General features: G+C 72.5%; 20 protein-coding genes and 1 tRNA gene. 6 read left to right on the top strand and 15 right to left on the bottom strand.

The genetic code is table 11. From position 1 onward, the window contains the following. The first annotated feature begins 23 nt into the window (after positions 1–23). Complete coding sequence (gene flaJ, locus AXA68_RS05260; protein WP_066413778.1) at positions 24–1,760, top strand: archaellar assembly protein FlaJ; 1,737 nt, start codon at positions 24–26, stop codon at positions 1,758–1,760. 26 nt (positions 1,761–1,786) lie between these two features. On the opposite strand, the gene AXA68_RS05265 is transcribed toward flaJ, so the two are convergent. After that, positions 1,787–2,710 carry an NAD-dependent epimerase/dehydratase family protein gene (locus tag AXA68_RS05265; protein WP_066413780.1) on the bottom strand — a complete coding sequence of 308 codons (924 nt, stop codon included), beginning with the start codon at positions 2,708–2,710 and terminating at the stop codon, positions 1,787–1,789. A gap of 119 nt (positions 2,711–2,829) precedes the next feature. On the opposite strand from AXA68_RS05265, the gene htpX reads away from it, so the two are divergent. Next, positions 2,830–3,705, top strand: coding sequence for a zinc metalloprotease HtpX (gene htpX / locus AXA68_RS05270; RefSeq protein ID WP_066413785.1), 876 nt, complete (start codon positions 2,830–2,832; stop codon positions 3,703–3,705). A gap of 464 nt (positions 3,706–4,169) precedes the next feature. On the opposite strand, the gene AXA68_RS05275 is transcribed toward htpX, so the two are convergent. After that, on the bottom strand, positions 4,170–5,816 hold the full coding sequence (locus tag AXA68_RS05275) for an alpha-amylase family protein (protein WP_066413787.1): 1,647 nt from the start codon (positions 5,814–5,816) through the stop codon (positions 4,170–4,172). A gap of 123 nt (positions 5,817–5,939) precedes the next feature. Here AXA68_RS05275 and AXA68_RS05280 point away from each other — a divergent pair, with 123 nt between their 5' ends. Next, positions 5,940–6,251: a hypothetical protein gene (locus tag AXA68_RS05280; protein WP_066413790.1), complete on the top strand. Its 312-nt coding sequence runs from the start codon at positions 5,940–5,942 to the stop codon at positions 6,249–6,251. Between the two features lie 39 nt (positions 6,252–6,290). On the opposite strand, the gene AXA68_RS05285 is transcribed toward AXA68_RS05280, so the two are convergent. Continuing rightward, positions 6,291–6,656: a group I truncated hemoglobin gene (locus AXA68_RS05285; protein ID WP_066413793.1), complete on the bottom strand. Its 366-nt coding sequence runs from the start codon at positions 6,654–6,656 to the stop codon at positions 6,291–6,293. A gap of 116 nt (positions 6,657–6,772) precedes the next feature. Beyond that, positions 6,773–6,857, bottom strand: a tRNA-Ser gene (locus AXA68_RS05290). Between the two features lie 118 nt (positions 6,858–6,975). Here AXA68_RS05290 and AXA68_RS05295 point away from each other — a divergent pair. Then, positions 6,976–7,944 carry an AAA family ATPase gene (locus AXA68_RS05295; protein ID WP_066413800.1) on the top strand — a complete coding sequence of 323 codons (969 nt, stop codon included), beginning with the start codon at positions 6,976–6,978 and terminating at the stop codon, positions 7,942–7,944. Positions 7,945–7,980: 36 nt separating this feature from the next. Here AXA68_RS05295 and pyrE read toward each other — a convergent pair whose 3' ends face one another. The 9 genes from pyrE to AXA68_RS05335 all read right to left on the bottom strand — a co-directional run bounded on the left by pyrE (position 7,981) and on the right by AXA68_RS05335 (position 17,944). Further along, on the bottom strand, positions 7,981–8,526 hold the full coding sequence (pyrE, locus tag AXA68_RS05300; RefSeq protein WP_066413802.1) for an orotate phosphoribosyltransferase: 546 nt from the start codon (positions 8,524–8,526) through the stop codon (positions 7,981–7,983). Between the two features lie 91 nt (positions 8,527–8,617). After that, complete coding sequence (locus AXA68_RS17240; RefSeq protein WP_232745051.1) at positions 8,618–8,839, bottom strand: ATP-binding protein; 222 nt, start codon at positions 8,837–8,839, stop codon at positions 8,618–8,620. Beyond that, positions 8,836–11,904, bottom strand: a complete 3,069-nt coding sequence (locus AXA68_RS05305) for a PAS domain-containing protein (RefSeq protein WP_232745052.1) — start codon at positions 11,902–11,904, stop codon at positions 8,836–8,838. Before AXA68_RS05305 ends, AXA68_RS17240 begins: the two co-directional genes overlap by 4 nt. A 161-nt stretch (positions 11,905–12,065) precedes the next feature. Continuing rightward, on the bottom strand, positions 12,066–13,031 hold the full coding sequence (kdgK1, locus tag AXA68_RS05310; RefSeq protein WP_198530019.1) for a bifunctional 2-dehydro-3-deoxygluconokinase/2-dehydro-3-deoxygalactonokinase: 966 nt from the start codon (positions 13,029–13,031) through the stop codon (positions 12,066–12,068). 86 nt (positions 13,032–13,117) lie between these two features. Continuing rightward, a complete protein-coding gene (locus AXA68_RS17510; RefSeq protein ID WP_321164563.1) occupies positions 13,118–13,438 on the bottom strand; it encodes a DUF7519 family protein in 321 nt (106 codons plus the stop codon). A gap of 256 nt (positions 13,439–13,694) precedes the next feature. Further along, on the bottom strand, positions 13,695–15,179 hold the full coding sequence (locus tag AXA68_RS05320) for a DUF58 domain-containing protein (RefSeq protein WP_080505157.1): 1,485 nt from the start codon (positions 15,177–15,179) through the stop codon (positions 13,695–13,697). Then, entirely contained in the window at positions 15,176–15,799 is a 624-nt protein-coding gene (locus AXA68_RS05325; RefSeq protein ID WP_066413804.1) for a DUF7269 family protein, read from the bottom strand. Before AXA68_RS05325 ends, AXA68_RS05320 begins: the two co-directional genes overlap by 4 nt. Further along, entirely contained in the window at positions 15,799–16,749 is a 951-nt protein-coding gene (locus AXA68_RS05330) for a DUF4129 domain-containing protein (RefSeq protein ID WP_066413807.1), read from the bottom strand. Before AXA68_RS05330 ends, AXA68_RS05325 begins: the two co-directional genes overlap by 1 nt. 124 nt (positions 16,750–16,873) lie before the next feature. Further along, positions 16,874–17,944 (bottom strand): MBL fold metallo-hydrolase, encoded by a 1,071-nt coding sequence (locus tag AXA68_RS05335; RefSeq protein ID WP_066413809.1) that lies wholly within the window; start codon positions 17,942–17,944, stop codon positions 16,874–16,876. Between the two features lie 116 nt (positions 17,945–18,060). Here AXA68_RS05335 and AXA68_RS05340 point away from each other — a divergent pair, with 116 nt between their 5' ends. Continuing rightward, a complete protein-coding gene (locus AXA68_RS05340) occupies positions 18,061–18,444 on the top strand; it encodes a hypothetical protein (RefSeq protein WP_066413811.1) in 384 nt (127 codons plus the stop codon). A 36-nt stretch (positions 18,445–18,480) separates the two neighbouring features. Here AXA68_RS05340 and AXA68_RS05345 read toward each other — a convergent pair whose 3' ends face one another. Then, positions 18,481–20,373, bottom strand: a complete 1,893-nt coding sequence (locus tag AXA68_RS05345) for an ATP-binding protein (protein WP_066413814.1) — start codon at positions 20,371–20,373, stop codon at positions 18,481–18,483. A gap of 111 nt (positions 20,374–20,484) precedes the next feature. Between AXA68_RS05345 and AXA68_RS05350 the strand changes: the two genes are divergently transcribed. Further along, entirely contained in the window at positions 20,485–20,709 is a 225-nt protein-coding gene (locus AXA68_RS05350) for a hypothetical protein (RefSeq protein ID WP_066413816.1), read from the top strand. A gap of 33 nt (positions 20,710–20,742) precedes the next feature. Here the strand turns inward: AXA68_RS05350 and AXA68_RS05355 are convergent, their stop codons facing one another. Then, positions 20,743–21,054, bottom strand: a complete 312-nt coding sequence (locus AXA68_RS05355; RefSeq protein ID WP_066413818.1) for a hypothetical protein — start codon at positions 21,052–21,054, stop codon at positions 20,743–20,745. Between the last annotated feature and the right edge of the window lies 1 nt (position 21,055).

Below are 21,055 nucleotides of genomic sequence, written 5' to 3' on the forward strand. Positions count from 1 at the left end.
ACGCGTATGGACCAGGTGAGTCGATGAACGTGAAGGCGGCGGGAGACGGGCTCGCGACAGCGATGCGGCTCACGGAGGAGGTGCTCGACTCCTACGAGAAGCTCGACATCTCCAAGCGACAGTACGTCGGGTACGTGCTCGTCCCAGCGGTCGTCGTCTTCGCCGCCACCGTGGTCGGGGCGTTCGTCCTCCCCCTTCCCGTCGCCGCCCGGGTGCCGATCCCCATGTTCGGCGCGCTCACGCTCGTGTCGGCGGTCGTCTACCCGAAGATCTACCTCAGCGGCGTCGAGAACCGGATCGACAACCAGCTCCACCTCGTGATGACCCACATGACGGTGCTGTCGACGACGAACATCGACCGCATGGAGGTGTTCCGCACGCTGGCGCGCGAGGAGGAGTACGGGGTCGCGGCCGAGGAGATCGCCCGCGTCGTCCACCTCGTCGACACCTGGAACCAGAGCCTCGACGACGCGTGTCGCCGCCGCGCCAAGGAGGTCCCCTCCGACGCGATGGCCGACTTCTTCGACCGGCTCGGCTACACTCTCGGGGCCGGCCAGTCGCTCGAGGACTTCCTCGTCTCCGAACAGGACGTCATGCTCGCGAAGTACGAGACGCTCTACGAGTCGTCGCTGTCGAACCTGGAGGTGATGAAGGACCTGTACATGTCGATGATCCTCTCGATGACGTTCGCGTTGGTGTTCGCCATCGTGCTCCCGATCCTGACGGGCAACGACCCGACGGCGACGGTCGCGGCCGTCATCGTCCTCTTCGTCTTCGTCCAACTCGGCTTCTACGCGATGATCCGGGCGACCTCGCCGTACGACCCGATCTGGTACCACCCCGAGGAGCGCGCGCCCGGCGACCTGAAGCTGTGGGCGTCGCTGGGGATCGGAGCCGGGCTCTCGTTTCTGCTCATCGGCTTCACCGCCGCCGGGATGTTCGGCTACGGCCCGGGACTTCCCGGCCTCCTCTTCTTCCTCGACGACGTGCGGCTCCCGCTGTACGTCGCGGTCCCGATCACCCCGCTTTTCCTGACCGGCGTGATCCTCCGGACCGAGGAGCGGGCCATCACCGCCCGCGACGCGGAGTTCCCCTCGTTCGTCCGGGCGCTCGGCGCGACCGAGAGCGCGAAGCAGTCGACGACCTCCGACGTGTTGACCACGCTCCGCGACAAGGACTTCGGCGCGCTCTCGCCGTCCATCACCCGGCTGTACCGCCGGCTCAACATGCGGATCAGCACCGAGGGGGCCTGGCGCGCCTTCTCGCGTGACACGCGGTCGTACCTCATCCAGAAGTTCTCCGAGATGTACCTCGTCGGCCGACGGATGGGCGGGGACCCGAAGCTGCTCGGCGAGCTGATCTCGGCGAACATGAACGCCGTCAACCAGCTCCGCGAGCAGCGCCGACAGTCGGCGGTGACGTTCATCGGACTCCTGTACGGGATCACGGCGGCGGCGACGTTCGCCTTCTTCATCGGGCTGGAGATCGTCGCCATCCTCGCGGACCTGACCGCGGACTTCGGGATCGACCAGATGGACATCGGCCAGATCGTCTACCCCGGCGCGTACGACATCCCGCTCATCGAGTACCTGCTCCTCACGGTCGTCCTCTTCAACGCCGCGCTCTCCTCGCAGATGATCCGCAAGATCGACGGCGGCAACCCCGCGAACGGCTACATCCACTTCGTACTGTTGACGTGGCTCGGTGCGGCGACCGCGATCGCGACCCGGACGCTCGTGAACGCGATCCTCTCGATCTGACGGGTCGGCTCGAGGTCGCTCCCGGCCTACGCGTCGAACAGCGTCGGCTCCGCCACGTCCGCCTCCGCCGCCTCCCGCCAGGAGTGATCCGGCTCCCAGCCGAACAGCGCCTCGGCCTTCGCGACCGCGTACGCGCCCCGGTCGTCGCCCTCGGCGACCGCGCACTCGTCGGGGACGCCGCCGTACCTCTCGCGGAGGAGGTCGAGCAGGGGGCGGCCGAGCGCGTTGTCGGCGGCGACGCAGTTGACCGCCTCGTGGCGTCCCGGATCCACGGCGGGGTCGTCGCCGAGGAGGTCGTCGACCGCGACGGCGACGAGGTCGGCGACGTCGCGGGCGTCGACGTACGACCAGAAGTTGCCCGCGCCGGCCGCGAGCTCCTCCACGTACTCCGCCTCCCGGCAGGCGTACGCGCCGGGGTACTGGATCCACGACGGGCGGACCGAGACCGCCGGGACCCCGTCCCGCCGGGCGACCGCGGCCGCCGTCTCCTCCGCGGCCACCTTCGAGAGCCCGTAGGGGTCCTCGGGTCGCAGCGGGTGCGCCTCGGTCACCGGCAGTTCGTCCGGCAGCGGCGTGGGGTCGGCGAAGAAGAAGCCGTACGCGCCGTCGCTCGACGCCTGGACGACCGGGGCGTCGGCGCGTCCCGCGGCCGTCAGGACGTTGTGGGCGGCGAGCGCGTTCGTCTCGAAGACGCGCCCCTCGGGGTGGGTGCCGGCGACCGGGATCGCCGCCCAGTGGATTACTGCATCGGGGTCGACCGCGCCCACGACGTCGAGCGCCTCCCCGCGCTCGGCGAGGTCGGCCGCGCGGAACGAGACGTTCGGGGCCGGGTCGACGCCGAGCCCCGGATGCTCGCGGTCGACGACGACGACCGCGTGCTCGTCCGCGAGCCGGTCGACCACCCACCGCCCCGACGCCCCGAGCCCGCCCGTGACCAGGACCGTTGCCATGCCCGAGGCTCGGCCGAGCCGGACTAAAGGACGACGGTGTTCGGGACGCGCGCGTCGGGACTCCCCGCGGATCGCCCGCCTCCGGTAGGTTTTACCGCGCCGAGCGGTTATCTCCGGGCATGCAGTGGGACACCGACTGGGGACTGCGTGGGCGCATGGCGTTCACCATGTTCCTGCTTTTCGCCCTCTACGTCGTGTTCGTCGGGGTGTTGACCGTGTACTTCGGGGACTTCCTGTTCCCGATGATCATGCTCGGCGGGTTCGCGATCGCCCAGTTCTTCTTCAGCGACAAGCTCGCGCTCCGGGGGATGGGCGCGCGCGAGGTGAGCGCCGACGAGTACCCGGAGCTTCACCGTCGGATCGAGCGCCTCTCCCAGCAGGCGGACCTCCCGAAGCCGACGGTGGCGGTCGCCGACACGAACGTCCCGAACGCGTTCGCGACCGGCCGGAACAAGAAGAACGCGACCGTCGCCGTGACGACCGGCCTGCTCCGCACCCTCGACGACGACGAGCTCGACGGCGTGCTCGCTCACGAGCTCGCGCACGTCAAGAACCGCGACGTGATGGTGATGACCATCGCGTCGTTCCTCTCGACCATCGCCTTCTTCATCGTGCGCTGGGGGTGGCTCTTCGGCGGGAACAACCGGCAGGGCGGCGCGCCCGTGATCGTCGCCATCGCGGTGTCGATCGTCGTCTGGATCGTCTCGTTCCTGCTCATCCGCGCGCTCTCCCGGTACCGCGAGTACACCGCCGACCGCGGCGCGGCGGTCATCACCGGCAAGCCCGGCGCGCTGGCGTCCGCGCTCGTGAGCATCGACGGCCGGATGGATCGGGTTCCGGATCAGGACCTCCGCGACGGCAGCGCCGAGATGAACGCCTTCTTCATCATCCCGATCAGCGCCGGCTTCCTCAGCCGGATCGCCTCCACGCACCCGCCGACCGAGAAGCGGATCGACCGGCTCCGCGAGCTCGAACGCGAGATGGAGACGGCCTGATCGGGGAGGCGAGCGCTCCTTCGTTCGCGACGAACCGACCGATTTCCGCGGATCTCGCGGATCGGTTCACGAGACGTTCGTTCCGGAAGGCCGTTCAGTGGATCATCCACTAGGGTCGAAGTGCTTATAGAACGGGTATTTCATCGGTGATCGAGGTGACGAAAAAGAGATCGTTGCCGGGGCGGTGAACTCTTTCAAAGCCCCAGCCGTCTTCCCGGAGACGGCTGCCCCTTTGAGTCCCACCCCGCACAGCCCCGCACCTCATACCTCCCCAGCCTCGCGGTTCGCGCTCTCCGAGCGCTCACCGCGTCCCTCGCGGGCGGTTCGCGGGCCTTCGGCCCGCTCACCGGCGCGCCACCGCGATCGCTCGTTTCTTCATCTGTACTGAGTGATCCACCGTGATTCCAGGGGACGTATAACGTGGTCCGTTGCTCTCGCCCCCGGTACCTTCTCATACTGCCCCTTTACCGCTTCTCGCCGCGCAGCCAGACGTACTCGTGCGGCCCCAACTCGACCGTGATGCCGCCGTCCGCGACCCGGTAGTCGCCCTCGCCGACGACGCGCTCGGCCGCGTCGGGGTCGACGTCGAACCCGAAGACGGCGTCGCGGGGCTCTGCGGCGAAGTTGTGCGCGCACAGCAGGACCGTCCCCTCGCGGTCGAAGCGGTGAGCCCACACCTCCTTCGGCTCCGCGTCGACGATCCCGAAGTCGCCGCGGGCGATCTCGGGGCAGCGGTCGCGGGCGCGCGAGAGCTCGCGAACCCGCGAGAGCAGCGAGTCGGGGTCGTCGCGCTGGGCGGCGACGTTCACCCGGTCGTACGCGTACTCGCCCTCGTCGACGACGGGGTTGTAACAGTCGTCGGGGTCGGCCGTCGAGAAGCCGCCGTTCGCCGAGTCGTCCCACTGCATCGGCGTGCGGACCGCCTCGCGCTCGGGCAGCGAGAGGTCCGCGCCCATGCCGATCTCGTCGCCCGACTGGAGCGCGACCGATCCCGGCAGCGCGAACAGCAGGGCGTGCGCCAGCGCGATCCGGTCGCGGTCGCCGTCGTACAGGTCCGCGAGCCGGAGCCTGTGGCCCCGCTCGAAGATCCACGAGTCGCCCGCGTCGTCGCCGAAGTACTCGCGGGCGTGCTCGAACGCCTCCTCGGGCAGCTTCAGCAGGTTCCACTCGTCGTGGTTCCGCAGGAAGTTCACCCACGTGCCGACCCCCTCGATCTCGGGCAGGATCTCGTGGGCCCGGTAGAGCGGCCACGCGTCGCGCACGCCGACCGCGTACGTGAGGTGCGCGTTCATCACGAAGTTGAACTGGAGGTGGAACGCCTCGCCGTCGCCGAAGTAGTAGTCGAGGTGTTCCGGCTCGTCGTCGGCCTCCGCCAACAGGACGGCGTCGGATTGCTCGGCCTCGACGACCTCGCGCATGCGCTTGAAGAGGTCGATCGGCTCGTCGAGCTCGGTGTCCTCGAGCGTCGTCGCGTTGTGCCCCTTCGGCATGAGCATCGGGTGGGCGGCGTCGATCCGGAACCCGTCCGCGCCCTGGTCGAGCCAGAAGCGGAGCACGTCGTACAGCTCCTCGCGGACCGCGGGGTTCGCCACGTTGAGGTCGGGCTGGTGGGAGTAGAACTGGTGGAAGTAGTGTTTCCCCGCGAGCTCGTCGTACGACCAGACGCCGTCCTCGTACTCCGGGAAGATGTTGCCGCGGTGGTGGGCGTCCTCGAGGTGGCTCGTCCACAGGTAGTAGTCGTGGTACTCGGAGTCGGGGTCCTCGCGGGCCCGCCGGAACCACTCGTGGTCGATCGAGGTGTGGTTGAAGACGAGGTCGGTGATCACGCGGATCCCGCGGTCGTGCGCCCGATCGGCGAACTCGCGGAAGTCCGCGAGCGTCCCGAGCCGCTCGTCGACGCCGTAGTAGTCGGCGACGTCGTACCCGTTGTCCCGGAGCGGACTCGGGTAGAACGGGCGGATCCAGACGGCGTCGACGCCGAGCTCCTCGAGGTACGGCAGCCGGTCGATCGCCCCCCGGAAGTCCCCCCACCCGTCCCCGTCGCCGTCGTCGAACGTCTTCACGTCGAACGAGTAGACGGTCGCGTCCTCGTACCAGTCCGGATCGCTCATACGAGCCGCTAGGGCGGCCGGGGGTGTGATTCCTTTCGATCCGCCGAACCCGCGGGCGCTCGGTTTCCTCGGGCCGCCCCCCGTCTGACGGGGTTTTTAATCGATGAGCCCCCAGTACCGGTCGTGAGCGTCGTCGTCGCGGTCAAACCCTCCGCCCGCAAGCGCAACGCGAAGGTCGGCCGGATCGTCTTCGAGGACGGCCCCCGGCACGCCTTCGAGAGCCGCGAGGCCGCGGAGCGGTGGGCGGACGACCTCTCGGCGGGCGACGGCCACGTCTGGGTCGCCGCCGCCCATCCCCGAGACGACGGGGACGCGGACCTCTATCTGCTCTCGCGGGCGACGAACGCCAAGCTCGAGGCGGCCTACGACAAGCGCCGGCGGCGGCTCCGCGGCGACGCCGACCCCGAGCAGGCGTCCCTCGAGAGCCCGCTCTGAGTCCGAGAGGCCGGGTCCGGGCCGGTCCGATCCGGCCCGCTACGCCTCCTCGACGGTCGCGTCGCGATACTCCTCGACCGCCTCGATCACCGCCCCGCGGTCGGCGTCGTCCACGTCGAACTCCCGGAGCGCGTCGTCGAGGTGTTCCGCGACCGCGTCGAACTCGGCGTCGGTGATCGCGAGCCCCTCGTGGGCGACGTCCATCTCCTCGCCCTCGTACCGCATCGGGCCGCCGGTGACCGCGGAGAGGAACTTCGTCTGGTGTGACCGCTGGTCGGCCATGTCGACGTCGTCGAAGTGGTGACTCACTCGCTCGTCCGCGAGCACGCGGTCGTAGAACTCGCTGACGACCGCCCCGACGGCCGGTTCGCCGCCGAGGCGGTCGTACAGCGTTCCGTCGGACATACGGTCCGGTCACGTCCCGGCCGTATCCCTCTTTCGCCGACTGGAGCCGGACACGGTCGCTCTCGCACGCGTCTCCTCTCGACCGCGTGGCTATCGGTTCGAGGGTCGCGAGAAAGCGCCGAGGCGGAGATTTGAACTCCGGTGTCCGAATGGACAGTAGATTTCGAATCTACCGCCTTGGCCAGGCTAGGCTACCTCGGCTCGTCTCCCGGTTCGGCGCTTCCGATGTTATGGGTTTCGATCGCGGTCGGTCCGTCCTCCCGTCCCCGAACCCGCCGCCCGCGACAACCCTTTTGCCGTCTCCGCCGTTGACGCTCGTATGGACGTCCCCGACGCGGCCGAGGCCTGCTCGCGGGTGATAGACGAGATCGGATCCGCGGTCGTCGCCGACCGCGAGTTCCTCGAGCGGGTCACGCTCGGCATCATCGCCCGCGGCCACGTCCTCTTAGAGGACGTGCCCGGAACCGGAAAGACCCTCTCGGCGCGGTCGTTCGCGACCGCGCTCGGCCTGGAGTTCTCGCGGATCCAGTTCACGCCGGACCTGCTCCCCTCCGACGTGACCGGCACGAACGTCTTCGACGAGCGGGACGGCTCCTTCACCTTCTCGCCGGGGCCGATATTCGCGAACGTCGTGCTCGCCGACGAGATCAACCGCGCCCCGCCGAAGACGCAGGCCGCCCTCCTGGAGGCGATGGAGGAGGGCCAGGTCACCGCCGACGGCGAGACCCACGACCTCCCCGACCCCTTCTACGTCATCGCGACCCAGAACCCGGTCGAGAGCGAGGGGGCGTTCCCGCTGCCCGAGGCGCAGCTCGACCGGTTCATGATCAAGACGTCGCTCGGCTACCCCGACGAGGCCGGCGAGGCCGAGATCCTCCGCCGGCGCGCCGGCCGCACCGACCGGAGCCCGACGGTCGAGCGCGTGCTCGACCCCGCGGACGTGGCCGACCTCCGGACGGTCCCCGAGACGGTCCGCGTCGACGACGATCTCCTCGCGTACATGGCCTCCATCGTCCACCGGACCCGCGAGGACCGCCGGGTCGAGGTCGGCGTCTCCCCGCGCGGGACCCAGCGGCTCTTCGAGGCCGCCCGCGCCAGCGCCACCGTCGCCGGTCGCGACTTCCTCACCCCGGACGACGTGAAACGCGTCGCGGAGCCGACGCTCGCACACCGGCTCGTGTTGACGCCGGACGCGACCGTCAACGACGTGGCGAAGGCCGACGTGATCGCCGACGCGCTCGACCGGGTCGCGGTGCCGACGGTGGAGTCGCCGGAATCGACGGCGTGACGCTCTCTACGACGCGATCGACGAAGTAAGCCGGGTTCAGGCGTCCCGGTCGGCGAGCAGCTCCGAGGCCGTCAACAGCGCCTCGAGTTCCACGTCGTGGTCGGCGAGCAGCTCCGCGGCGCCCTCCTCGCGGTCGACGACGACGAGGACGCGCTCGACGGTCGCGCCCGCCTCCCGGAGCGCCTCGACCGCGTCGACGGCCGACCGCCCGGTCGTCGCGATGTCCTCCAGGACGACGACCTCCTCGCCGTCCTCGAGTCGCCCCTCGATCCGGTTCCCGGTGCCGTACTCCTTGGCCTGCTTGCGCGCGATGACGTACGGGCGGCCGAGCTTCTCGGCGGTCACCGCCACGAGCGGGACCGCGCCGAGGGCGACGCCGGCCAGCTTCGCGTCCGTCTCCGCCAGCCGGTCGGCGAACGCGTCGGCGATGCGGCCCAGACACTCGGGGTCGGTCTCGAAGAGGTACTTGTCGACGTAGTAGTCGCTCGTGCCGCCGTGTGAGAGCTCGAACTCGCCGAACCGAACCGCGTCGGCCGCGCGCAGCGCCGCGATCAGCTCGTCCCGTCGGTCGTCGTCGGTCATGTCCGATCCGGCACGCGGAGGGCGTATAAACCGGTCGGAACGCCGGAGACGGCCGGGGACCGTTCGTCGGCGCGCCGACGCGGATGTCGCCTCACTCGAATCCGTCGGCGGTCGGGAGGCGGAGCCGGACCGTCGTTCCCTCCCCGTCGATCCCGGCGTCGAACCGGACGCTCCCGCCGTACGCCTCGACCACCCAGGCGACGATCCACAGCCCGAGCCCGGAGTTGTGCCGGAGCTGGGTCACCGGCGCGTCGCCGGAGACGACCTCGCGGATCCCCTCGGCGATCCCGGGGCCGTCGTCGGCGACGGTCACCGTGACCCCCCGCCGTCGGGGTCGCGCTCCGCCCCGATCCGCACCCGCGGCGACGCTGAATCCCCGTGGACGATCGCGTTCTCGACGAGGTGATCGAGCACCCGCTCGAACCTGTCGTCGGCGCGGATCTCGACCGACGCCGGCACCTCCGTCTCGATGCGGGCGTCCGGCCGCTCCTCCCTCCAGCGGTCGGCGACGCGCTCCGCGACCGACGCGACCGCGACGCGTCCGGGTTCGCCCTCGAGCCCCTCGTCGACGACGCGTTTGATCTCCCGCGCGCCGTCGCCGAGGCTGGTGAGCCGCTTCGCGGTCGTCTCGATCCGCTCGGCGTAGTCGACCACCCGGTCGTCGCCCGCGAGCCGCTTGATCTCGCTCGCGAACCCGAAGACGACGTTCAGCTCGTTCCGGAGGTTGTGTCTGAGGATCCGGTTGACGACGGTGAGGTAGCGCTCGCGGTGTTTCCGCTCCGTGATGTCCGTGTAGATGCCGAACGCGTGGATCTCGTCGGACGCCTCGTAGGTGAACCCGCGAAAGAGGAACTCGCGGGGGCCGTCGACGGTCCGTCGGCGGACCTCGTCGGTGACGAACCCCTCCTCGCGGACGCGGCGGTCGAGCGACTCCTCCGCGGTCTCCCCCTCGTCGTCGAGCGTGTCGTACCGGAGGTCGAGCTCGGCCACCGACCGCCCCCGGATCCCCGACTCCTCGTAGCCGAACCGGGAGGCGAACGCGGGGTTGATCGCCCGGATGACCGTGTCGTTCGCGCGGTGGATCACCTCTATCGCCGGGTCGGGGAGCCGCTCGAACAGCCGGTTGAACCGGTCGCGTTCCGACGAGAGCTCGCTTCGGGCGCGGTAGAGGTCGGTCGTGTCGACGAGCGACCCGACGACGCCCGTGGACTCGTCGCCGAGCCCGGAGAGGCGGAGCTCGCCCCGACGGGGGCCCGCGTCCCCCTCGCCCATCCCGGCTCCGTCGCCCGTCCCGCTCCCGTCCCCCGCCCTGCCCCGGTCGCCCGCCCCGCCCTCCGCGACGCGGTCCTCGATCCGCACGTCTACCGTCGTCGCGCCGCCCCCGCTCGACCCTTCGCCGGCATCCCCGTTCGCGACGGAGCCGATCGCGTCCTCGATCCCGCCGGCGTCCGGCTCGTCGAAGTGCGCCGGGAGCGGCCGGCCGACGAGCGCCTCGCGGTCGACGCCCAGCCACGCGGCGAACGGGGGCGTCGCATACGTGAGCGTCCCGTCCGCGTCGAGCACGCACACCATGTCGTCGACGTTCTCCAGCGCCAGCTCGTAGGTCCGCAGCCGCCGTTGTCTCTCGACCCGATCGAAGGCGGCCGCCGCGTTCGTCGCCAGCAGCTTGACGATCGAGACGTCCGACTCGTCGAACGCGTCCGGTTCCGTCGCCGCGACGGCGAACACGCCGTGTTCCCCGAGCGGAACGGCGATCGCGGAGCGCACGCCGCCGTAGTCCCGCCCGTCGTCGCGCGACGAGACGTCCCGAGCGATCACGGGCTCGCCCGTCTCGAACGCCTCGCCGATGACGCCGTCGCCGGTCTCCCTCGCGGACCGCACCCCGAGCCGCGCTTCGGCCCCGTCGCTCAACGCGACCACCTCGAGCGCGTCGGCGGCGGCGTCGTACAGCCTGACGCCGTTTATCCCGTAGCCGAGCACCTCTTCGGCGGCGTCGACGAGGCGCTCCGCGATCTCCTCCGTGGACGCCGCGCGCTGGAGTCCCTCGGCCGTCCCGAGGAGCCGCTCGAGTCGCTCCTCGCGTCGCTTCCGGTCGGTCACGTCGGCGAAGAAGACGGAGAGCCCCTCCTCCGAGGGGTACGCTCGGACCTTCGTCCACAGATCCAGCGGCTCGTAGTGGTCCTCGAAGGAGACCGACCGCTGCGTCTCCATGGCCTCGCGGTAGGCGGACTCGTACCGCTGGCCGAGCGCCTCCGGGAACTCCGACCAGACGTCGCTGCCGACGAGGTCGTCGGCGTCGCGTTCGAGCAGCGCCGCGGCCTTCCCGTTGACGTAGGTGAACCGCCACTCGTCGTCGACCGCGAAGAAGGCGTCGTCGATCCGTTCGAGGGTGTTCTCCAGGCGCTCGGTCGCCGCCTCGCGGTCCTCGCGGGCCCGTCGGCGTTCGAACTCCTGGCCCAGCCACTCGGCCAGCAGCTCGACGAACAGCCGCTCGTCGTCGTCGAACGGTCGGTCCCGCGGCCTCTCGTCGGCGAAACAGAGGGTTCCGAGCACCTCGCCGTTCACGACCACCCGGCCGCCGATGTACGTCTCGAGCCCGAACAGCTCGTGGGCCGGGTCGTCCTCCAAGCCCGCCTCGTCGGCGTCCGAGAACGCCGTGACGCCGCCGTCCTCGACCGTGCGGCGACAGTACGTCGTCTCGAGCGGGAGGGTGCCGTCGGGGTCCACGGACCCCGCCTCGATGAACGACCGCAACAGCTCGTCGGCACCCAGCTGCCGGGTCAGCTCGAACTCGCCGTCGTCGATCCGGGAGGTGAACCCGATCGTCAGGTCGAGCCGCTCGCGGCCGAGGTTCAGGAGGCGGTCCACCTTCGTTTCGACGTCCGCCGAGCGGTCGGCCGTGATCCGGAGGAACCGCTCGAGGAACTCGTCGTTCCCGCCCCCGTCGACCGCGAGTCCCACCCGGTCCGCGAGCGTCTCGCCGTCGGCCGCGAGCCGGCGACCGGAGACGTACTCGGCCTCCCGGCGTCCCGCGGCGATCGCGGCGTCGACGTCGTCCTCGACGGTGTACGCGAGGACGGGCGCTGCCGGGAAGCGGTCGCGGACCCGATCGAGGAGGGTCTCGGTGCCGTCGGCGTCGGGTTCGTCGTTCTCGGTGCCGTCGGCGTCGGATTCGTCGTCCTCGGTGCCGTTTCCGTCGCCCTCGGTGCCGTCGCTCTCGTCACCGCCGCCCCCGTCGAGGCGGACGACGACGGCGTCCGTGCTCCCGGTGGCGGGCGTCTCCGGAAGCGCCGCCGCAGTTCGCGTTCCCTCGGGAAGGTCGCTCCACGGCGCGTCGGCCACGGGGCCGACGTGGAGGATTCGACGCTCAGGCCCCATCGTTCGAAACCGCTCGCCGACGTGTCGATCCGATCACGTACGTCCCTCGCGGCAGCGTCTCTTAATCGTTTTCCCGTGGTTCGCGGACGCGAGAACCGGGCGACCGGGAGACCGAGCGATCGAACGACCGGGCGATCCGACGACCGGACGATCGGCTGACGCTACCGGTCGATCCCGGCTCCACCGTCGATGACGCGGTCGACCTCCTCGGGCGTCACGACCGCGATGTCGCCGCCGACGGTGCGTTTGAGAGCCGCGGTCGCGGCCGCGCGCTCGAGGGCGGCGGGCACGTCGCCGCCGTCGATCCGCTCGGCGAGGTAGCCCGCGACGAACGCGTCGCCGGTGCCGATCGCATCGAACGTCTCCGCCTCGAAGACGCCCTGCTCGTGGACCGAGCCGTCGCGGAGCGCGATCGCCCCGCCGCTCCCGCGGGTGACGATCACGGACTCGAAGCCGTGCTCGGAGGCGAGGCCGTGGGCGATCTCGACCGCGTCGCCCTCGCGGTCGAGCACCTCGCGGGCGTCCCGCCGCGGCACGAACAGCACGTCGACGTCCGCGAACAGCGCCTCGTAGGTCTCCCGCGCGGTCGCCGGGTCCCACAGCTTCGCCCGGTAGTTCAGGTCGAACGTCCGGGTCACGTCCGCCTCGCCCGCCGTTCGCAACAGCGTCCGCGTCGTCTCCCGCGTCGTCTCCGAGAGGGCCGGAGTGATCCCGGTGGTGTGGAAGTACGCGGCCGACTCCAGCGCGCCCGTCGGCAGTTCGGACGGCTCGACGGTCGTGACCGCGGCGTCCGCGCGGTCGTAGATCACGTTCGTCCCCCGCGGCTCGCCGCCGTGCTCGAGGTAGTAGGTGCCGACGCGGCTCGAGTCGGCATCGTCCCACGCCACGCCCGTCCGGACGCCGTGGCTCCGGAGCTCGCTCACGATCCGGCGGCCGAGCGGCGAGTCGGGGAGCTTCGAGAACCAGACCGCGTCCGCGCCGAGCCGGGCCGCGCCGACCGCGACGTTGCTCTCCGCGCCGCCGGCCTGGACGTCGAGATCGCGGGTCCGCTCCAGCCGCTCGCCCCGCGGCGGCGAGAGCCGGAGCATGGTCTCGCCGAACGTCACGAGGTCCGTCACGCCGACCACCCCGTCGGCGCGGTCGCGTCGGTGTCCATGTCCGTCCGTCGACCGCCGGGTACAAAAGCGACGCCGATCCCGACCCGGCGGAGTCCTCACCGGAACGCCGACGCCAACACGACCCCGCCGAAACACAGCAGCGCGAGCGCGGCGATCGGCTGGCCGCCGGCCGCGGTCACGTACGTCCCGTAGACGACGCCGGCCGAGATCGTCCCCGCGAGCAGGCTCGTCCCGGCGTGGACGGCCACGTTCCGGCGGCTCCGGGCCCCTCGGCCGACCTGGCGGCCGAGCGAGAGCCCGTGGTCGGCGACGTCCCACGCGACCGCGAGCGCGACGCCGGCGACGAGCAGCGGCTCCGCGCCCCCGCCGAACCCCGCGGCGAGCGCGATCCCGCCGATCCCCGCGGCCGCCCCCACGACAGGACGCGCGCGGACCCGAGGAGCGACCCGCCCGCGAACGCGACGATCGACGCCCCGACGACCGCTCCGCCCGTCGGATCGGCGACGAGCGCGGCGAGCGTCGCGACCGCCGCGGCGACGAGGCTCACGACGACCGCGAGGATCGGGGGGCGCGAGTCGCGCTCGCGGCTCCCCTCCGCGTCCGGTTCGCCCCCTCGGCCCGCACCCGAGCCGCGGGTCCCGCCCGAACCCGCTCCGCGGCCGCGGTCCGCGCTCACCGCGACCACCGCCCGCTCGCGCTCGCGACCGCGGCCGGGAAGGACCGGTCGCCCCACTCGACGACCCGGATCCCCGCGCCCCGGAGCGTCCGGATCCGCTCGCGCCGCTCGATCGCGGCGAGCCTCCGGCCGGGCGTCGTCGACCCCGACGGCGACGCGGTCGGGTCCGGCGAGAGGACCGTGACGAGGTGGCCGTACGCGTCGAGCCGCCGCGCGGTGTCGACGGGAACGTCGTCGGCGAGCGGCGTGAAGAACAGCACCTGGGCGTCGCCCGGAAGCCGCCGGCGGAACCGGCGACGCCAGAGGGTGCGGTAGAACCGGTCCTCGGCGGGCGTCGGCGCGAGCGCCGGGTCCGTCGCCAGCGTCTCGCGTCCCCGGACCTCGTGGTCGGTCCCCGCGCCCGGCGGCAGCCAGCAGTCCCGCGGCCCCATCGTCGCGATCCCGACCCGGTCGCCGCCGGCGAGCAGCGCGGTGAAGACGGCCCCCGCGGCCTCGACGCTCGCCTCCACCGCGGTGTCGGCGTCCGGCCGCGCCGCGACGTACGCCTCCTCGCGGGCGTCGACGAGCAGGACGACCGTCGCGGCGCGCTCCTCGCGGAGCTCCAGCGTCGCCAGCTCCCCGGTCCGCGCCCGCCGGTTCCAGTCGATCCGCTTGAGCGGGTCGCCCCGCCGGTACTCGCGGGTGGCGTGGAACTCGACGCCGGACCCCCCCACGTCGGTCGGGACCCGACCGTGCGAGACGGTCGTGAGTCCCCGCAGCGGGAGGTCGGCTCCCGCCGCCAGCTCCGGCGTACACGTCAGCCGGGTCGGCGTCTCGAGCTCCGTCAGGCGCTCGCGCGAGCCGGCGGCGTTGCGGACCACCGCCCGCGCCGTCCCCCACTCGTGGTCCCCGCGGCTCGCCCGGACGACGTACGAGAACGTCACGCTCGCGCCCGGACGGAGCGCGGTGGCGACCCGCGCGGGCCCGTCGACCACCTCGAGGCCGGGCGGCACCCCGTCGACGATGCGGAGGTCGAGACACGGCGCGTCCCCGGCGTTTCGCGCGCGGACCGTGACGGTCACCTCGTCGCCCGGGTCCGGGGTCCGGTCGCTCACCTCGCGGTCGAGCGCGAGTTCCGCCTCGCCCGCCTCGCCGAGGCGCGCGTACAGCCCGTACCCGACCGCCGCCGCCCCGACGACGACCATCGCCGGCTGCCTGAGTGCGACGCCGAACCCGACCAGAGTGAGCGCGACGCCGGTGACTCCCACCCATCGCCCCGTGTCGAACGGGCGAAGCGCCCGGCGGTCGGTCGGGCGGTCGTCGCGGTCCGCCTCGCGGCTCGAGCGACCGCCGACCGCCGTCGATTCGTCGCCGGTCATCTCCTCGTCGTCAGTCGTCCCCTCGTCGTCGTCCGGGTCCGTTCCGCAGTCGTCCGAGTCCGTTCCGCCGTCGACCGGGCCGGTCGCCGTCGGGTCGGCCCGCTCCCGTTCGGCGGCCGTCATCGGCTCCCCTCCTCGACCGTCGTCCGGGGGTGTCCGTCGCCGTCGAGCGCCTCCGGAGCCTCCGCGCCGTCGATCTCGACCGACGTCCGCTCGAGGGCGTCGACGGCGGCGGTCGTCCCGATCCGGAACGTCGACCGGCCGGGCAGGCTCCCCCGGACCTGGTCGCGGACCGGGTACGCGGTCGACCGCGAGAGGAAGGCCGCGGCGGTTCGGTCGTCGGTCCACGTCCCGTCGTCGACGAGCTCCGCGGCCCGCTCGCGCGAGCAGTTCCGCCGCCGCGCGACCGCCCGGACCGCCGCCTCCCGCACCCGCGACCGCACGTCGTCGCGGGCGGTGCGCCCTCGCCGTCGCCGGGCCGACGCGGCGCGCGAGACCGCGGCGTCGAAGTCGCTTCCGGGGACCGCGGCCCGCTCCCGCCGCTCGGGCTCGCCGAGGTCGGTCGACCGCCGCTCGCGACCCCGCCGCGCGCTCGCGTACCGGACGCCCTGGAGGACGCCGAGGATCCCGATCAGCGTGACGACGACGAACGAGAGGTCGAGCGCCCCGGCGAGCCCCCGGTCCACGGCGACGAGGAAGCCCGCGACGACCGCCGCGATCCCGACGGCCGCGAGCGGGCGCACTACTCGTCACCCCCGTGTTCGGCCTCGATCCGGCGGAGTGCGGCCGCGGCCCGCCGCTCCCGGTCGTCGGTCGGGGCCGCGCCGCCGTACCGCACCCGCTCGAAGACCTCGGTGAGCTCCGAGACGGGCTCCTCGTCGACGCCGGCCTCGACCGCGGCGGCCGCGAACTCCGCCGGCGTCGCGGAGGCGGGGCGATCGATCTCGAGCGCCTCGGTCATCTCGCGCCACGCGCGGTACACCCCGTTGTCGCCGGCGTCGCCCTCGATCCGGGCGGCCGCCGTGCCCGCGGTCCGCGCGACCTCGGCGAGGTCCGGCTCCGTCGGCTCCGGCTCGGGCTCCGCGCGCCCGCCGCTCCCGGCGTCGTCGTCGTCTCCGGCGGCCGTCACCAACACGAGGAGGCTGACGAGGATCGATCCCACGATCACGACGAGAAAGACCGCCTCGGGCGTCGAGACGCTTCCGGAGCCCCCGCTGAGCCCGGCTCCTCCACCGCCGCCCGCCGGGAGCAGCCCCTCCTCCTCGCCCGCGAGCCCGAGGTCGAGATCGCCGGCCGTCTCGGGGTCGCGACAGCTCGCGAGTCCGTACCACACCACGCCGACGGGGAACCCGACCGTGCCCGCGACGACGGCCGCGGCGAACCGCGATCCGGTGTCGTGGTAGGCGAACGCGCCGATCGCGAGCAGGCCCGCCGCGAGGAGCAACAGCGCCGGCGGCCGCCGCAGGACGGGGTAACAGATCGGCGGCAGCGCCAGCGTCGTCGCGCCGCCAGGCGACTCCGAGGGGCTGATCTCGCCGGACTCCTCGGTCGGCCCGGCACCGCTCTCGACGCCGCCGCTGAACCCGCCGCCCCCGTCGATGGCGACCGCGGAGTCGAGCGTCGCGGCCGCGACGCCGAGGGCGACGACCGCGAGGAGAGCGAGGAGGGCGGTCGAGAGGGTCTCCCGCTTCACGACGGACCATGCGCGCTCGCGCGGGAATAGCTTTCCGGCGACGGCGGCGCGTTCGACGACGGCGGCCCCCGCCGCGTTCGTCGTCGCGCTCGGAGCGCTCGGACGGACCTCCGACGTGACCGAACTATCGGCCCGCCGCGTCGAGCGTCGCCGTCGGGAACAGATCGTCCACGTCCGGGTCCGGATCGACGAGGCGGTAGGCGGTCCCGTCGCGCTCGAGGACGCCGGCGCGCTCGAGGTGGTCGAGGTGCGCGAACGCCTCGCCCGGACCGTGAAGCGTGTGGATCCCCTCGAGGTCGCCGAACAGTGCCGCCGACACCTCCCAGGCGGTGGCCGGTCCGGACGCCACGACGCCGATCACCCGCCGGGTGCGGTCGCGGTGGTGATCGAGGATCTCCGCGGCCCGCCGGCTCGGCTCGTCGATCCGCTCGCGGTGGCCCGGATGGGCGGCGTCCCAGTCGCGCTCGATCATCCGGACGAGGCTGTCGGCGTAGGCGGCGAGCGGCTCCTCGACGCGGACGTCCGCCCCGCCGACGTTCGGGGTGTACCGCGGGAGCAGCGCGTCGCCGGTGAACGCCTCCGCCGGGGGGTTCGCGCCGTCCCCCTCGTCGCCCGATCCGGCCCCCCCGTCGCTTCCCCGAACGGGGTCGTGTCCCGGAACCGTCCGCGGGTCGAACGCGAACGCACAAAGGCCCGCCGTGTGACCGGGAAGGTGGACCGTCTCCAGCGCCACCCCGCCGAGGTCGATCGTCTCGCCGTCCGTGATCGGCGTCACGTCGGCCTCGCGGCCGTAGATGTCCGTTCCCGCGCGCTCGAAGAACGCGGTCAAGCGCTCTCGCGCCTCCGCGGGCATCCCCCACCGCTCGAACGTCTCGCGCTGGACCGCCGGGTCCCTCGCGAACGGGCGCTCCCGGCCGTCGACGAGCGGCGCGTCCGCGTCGTGGACGTACACCGCCGCGCCGCTTTCCGCCTGGATCTCGCCGGCCAGCCCGGCGTGGTCGGGGTGCCAGTGCGTCAACACCACCGCGTCGACGTCGGCGAACTCGACGCCGTACTCCGAGAGCCCCTCCCGCAGATCCGCGCGTACGTCCGGGGTCGCGACGGCGGTGTCGACGAGCGTGGTCCGGTCCGCCTCGATCAGGTAGGCGTCGTTTTCCCCCTCGAAGACGGTGTTCCCGAGCTGGATCCGTTTCACGTCCGTCGATCGACGGGATCACCCTTCAGGGTTGCTACCGCGCGCTCGAGTCGGCGCGGCCGACCGCCCCCGCCCGGTCGCGACGCCCTTTTGCTCGCGGCGACCGACGATCCGACATGGAGTATCAACCCGGGGTCTGTAACATCGGGCCGACCCAGCGGCGGCGACGGCTCCTGCTCGGCGTCGTCTCGCTTCTGGCCGCGGTCACGTACGTCGTCGCGGCCGTCGCCGTGGGCTGGCCGCGCTGGACGCTCCTCCTCGTCGTCTTCCCGCTGTACGGGACGGCGATGGGGTACCTCCAGCACCGCGAGCGGTTCTGCGTCGGCTTCGCCGGGATCGGGGTCTTCGACGTGGGCGAGGGAACGGAACGGATCGACGATCCGGAGGCGCTCGCGGCCGACCGGCGGCGTGCGGTTCGCCTGAACCTCACGTCGCTGGCCGCCGGCGGCCTCGGCGCGCTGGCGATCTACGGGGTCGCGGTCGTGGTCGCGGGACCGTAGCTCGCCGCCGGCCGGAACGGCTCACCCCAAGACGGCTCACTCCAGGACGACGAGCACGTCGCCCATGTCGACGCCGTCTCCCTCCGCGACGTGGACGCTCGCGACGGTGCCGCCGCGCTCGGCGACCACGTCGTTCTCCATCTTCATCGCCTCGAGGACGCAGACCACGTCGCCGGCGGCGACCTCGTCGCCCTCCGCGACGTCCACCGAGAGGATCGTCCCCTGCATCTCCGCCTCGATCGCCTCGCCGCCCTCCGCGACGTCGACGCCGCCGTCGCCGCCCTCATCGTCGTCGGTCGCCTGCGGGGGGCGCTGCCGTCGGCCCCCGCCCGATCCCGCGGCGGATCCGCCGGCGCCGGCGGTCGGGATCGCGGGCGCGCCGCGCTCCTCGAGGTCGACCCGGAAGCGCTTGCCGTTCACCTCGACCGTGAACTCGCGTTCGGTCACCTCCTCGCCCTCGTCGTCGCTCGAGGACGAGGGCTCCGTTCCCCAACGCTCCTGCGCGTCGGCGATCAGGTCGGCGTCGACCTCCTCGTCGAGGTACTTCGTCGTGTGCGTCCCGGCGAGGAACCGCTCGTCCGAGAGCATGAGCCGGTGGAACGGGACGATCGTGACGACCCCCTCCAGGTCGTACTCGGCGAGCGCGCGCCGCGAGCGGGCGAGACACTCCTCGCGGTCCCGTCCCCACACGATCAGCTTCGCGATCATCGAGTCGTAGTCGGTGACGAGGTCGTCGCCCTGCCGGAGCGCGTCGTCGACGCGGACGCCGATCCCGCCCGGCGGGTCGTAGGTGTCGAGCGACCCCTCGCTGGCGGGCTGGAACCCCTCTGCGGCGTTCTCGGCGTTGATCCGGAACTCGATCGCGTGCCCCTCGAGTTCCACGTCCGCCTGCTCGATCGAGAGCCCCTCGCCGCTCGCGACCCGGAGCTGTTCTTTCACGATGTCGATGCCCGTCAGCGCCTCCGTCACGGTGTGTTCGACCTGGATGCGGGTGTTGACCTCGAGGAAGTAGAAGGGCGTCTCGGGGCCGAGCGGCTCCTCGGGGTCGCGGTCGGGGTCCTCCTCGACGAGGAACTCGACCGTTCCGGCGTTGGTGTAGTCGGCGGCGGCGACGCCGCGGCGGGCCGCCTCGCCGATCCGCTCGCGCAGTTCGTCGGAGAGCGCGGGGGAGGGCCCCTCCTCTATCACCTTCTGGTGGCGGCGCTGGAGCGAGCAGTCGCGCTCGCCGAGGTGGACCACGTCGCTCTCGCCCGCGGGACCGTCTCCCCGCGGGCCCGAATCCGCGACGACCTGGACCTCGACGTGCCGCGGCGTCTCGAGGTAGCGCTCGAGGTAGACGGAGTCGTTCGAGAAGTACGCCTCCCCCTCGCGTCTGGCGGACTCGAGTGCCTCCTCGGCCTCCTCGGGCGACTCGACGATCTTCATCCCGCGGCCGCCGCCGCCGCCCTCGGCCTTGATCGCGACCGGGTAGCCGTGCTCCGCGCCGAACTCACGGACCGCTTCCGGCTCCGTGACGGGCTCCGTCGTCCCCGGCACGATCGGCACGTCGGCGTCGGCCATCGCGCGCCGGGCGTGGGTCTTCTCGCCGAGCCGCTCCATCGCGCCGCTCGCGGGGCCGATCCAGGTGATCCCCTCCGCGGCCTCGACGCGCGCCGCGAAGTCGGCGTTCTCGGCGAGGAAGCCGTAGCCGGGGTGGATCGCGTCGGCGTCGGCCGCGCGCGCGGCGTCGACGACCGCCTCGCCGTCGAGGTAGGAGTCGGCCGCGCGCGCCGGCCCCACGTTGTACGCCTCGTCGGCGTAGCGGACGTGTCCGGCGTGTCTGTCCGCGTCGCTGTAGACGGCGACCGTGTCGACGCCCAGCTCCTCGCAGGCGCGCATCACGCGGACGGCGATCTCGCCGCGGTTCGCGACCAGTACCGTGTCGAACATTCCTGTCGACCCTTCTCGGAAAGCGCACCTCATTCTGTCGGTCCGGGGCGATCGGCGGGACCCCGGGCGCTCCCGGGACGGTTAAGGGGTATCGTCCCCGGATCCCCGGATGTGATCTCCGCAGGGAACCCCTACGTGTTGCCGTCGGTGCTCGTCGGCGCGGCCGTCTACCTCGGGCTCTCGTTTCTGACCGACGCATCCGTGCTCGTCCGGGTCGGCGTCCTCCTCGCCATCGCCGGCGTCGTCCCCGTCGTGGTGAACCGGGTCGTCGGGGCGGTCCGCGGCGAGGACGCGGGCGACGCCGAGGTCGATCCCGCCGCCGACCCGGAGGAGTGAGAGGGGGCCGAGGGTGGTCCGGGGGCCGCGAGCTCAGAACCGGTCGAGCCGGCCGGCCGCCGCCCACGGGTCCGAGGGAGCGGTCTCCGGGACGCGAGCGCGGCGGCCCCGCACCGACTCCAGCCGCCCGACGAACCCCCAGCGGTCGCCGCGCCACCCCGAGTCGCCGGCCGCCTCGCCCTCGTCGGCCGCGGCGACCTCGCGGTCGCGGAGGTGCGCCGCGACCGCGACCGCGATGGCCGCGGCCTCCTCGTCGTCGGCGTCGTCGGGGATCCGCAGGTCGCGCCCCGCGAGCGGATCCTCGGACGACGAGCCGGTCTCCCCGGCGGGTGCGTCCGTCGCCATC

This window comes from Halorubrum aethiopicum, from assembly GCF_001542905.1.
Taxonomy (GTDB): domain Archaea; phylum Halobacteriota; class Halobacteria; order Halobacteriales; family Haloferacaceae; genus Halorubrum; species Halorubrum aethiopicum.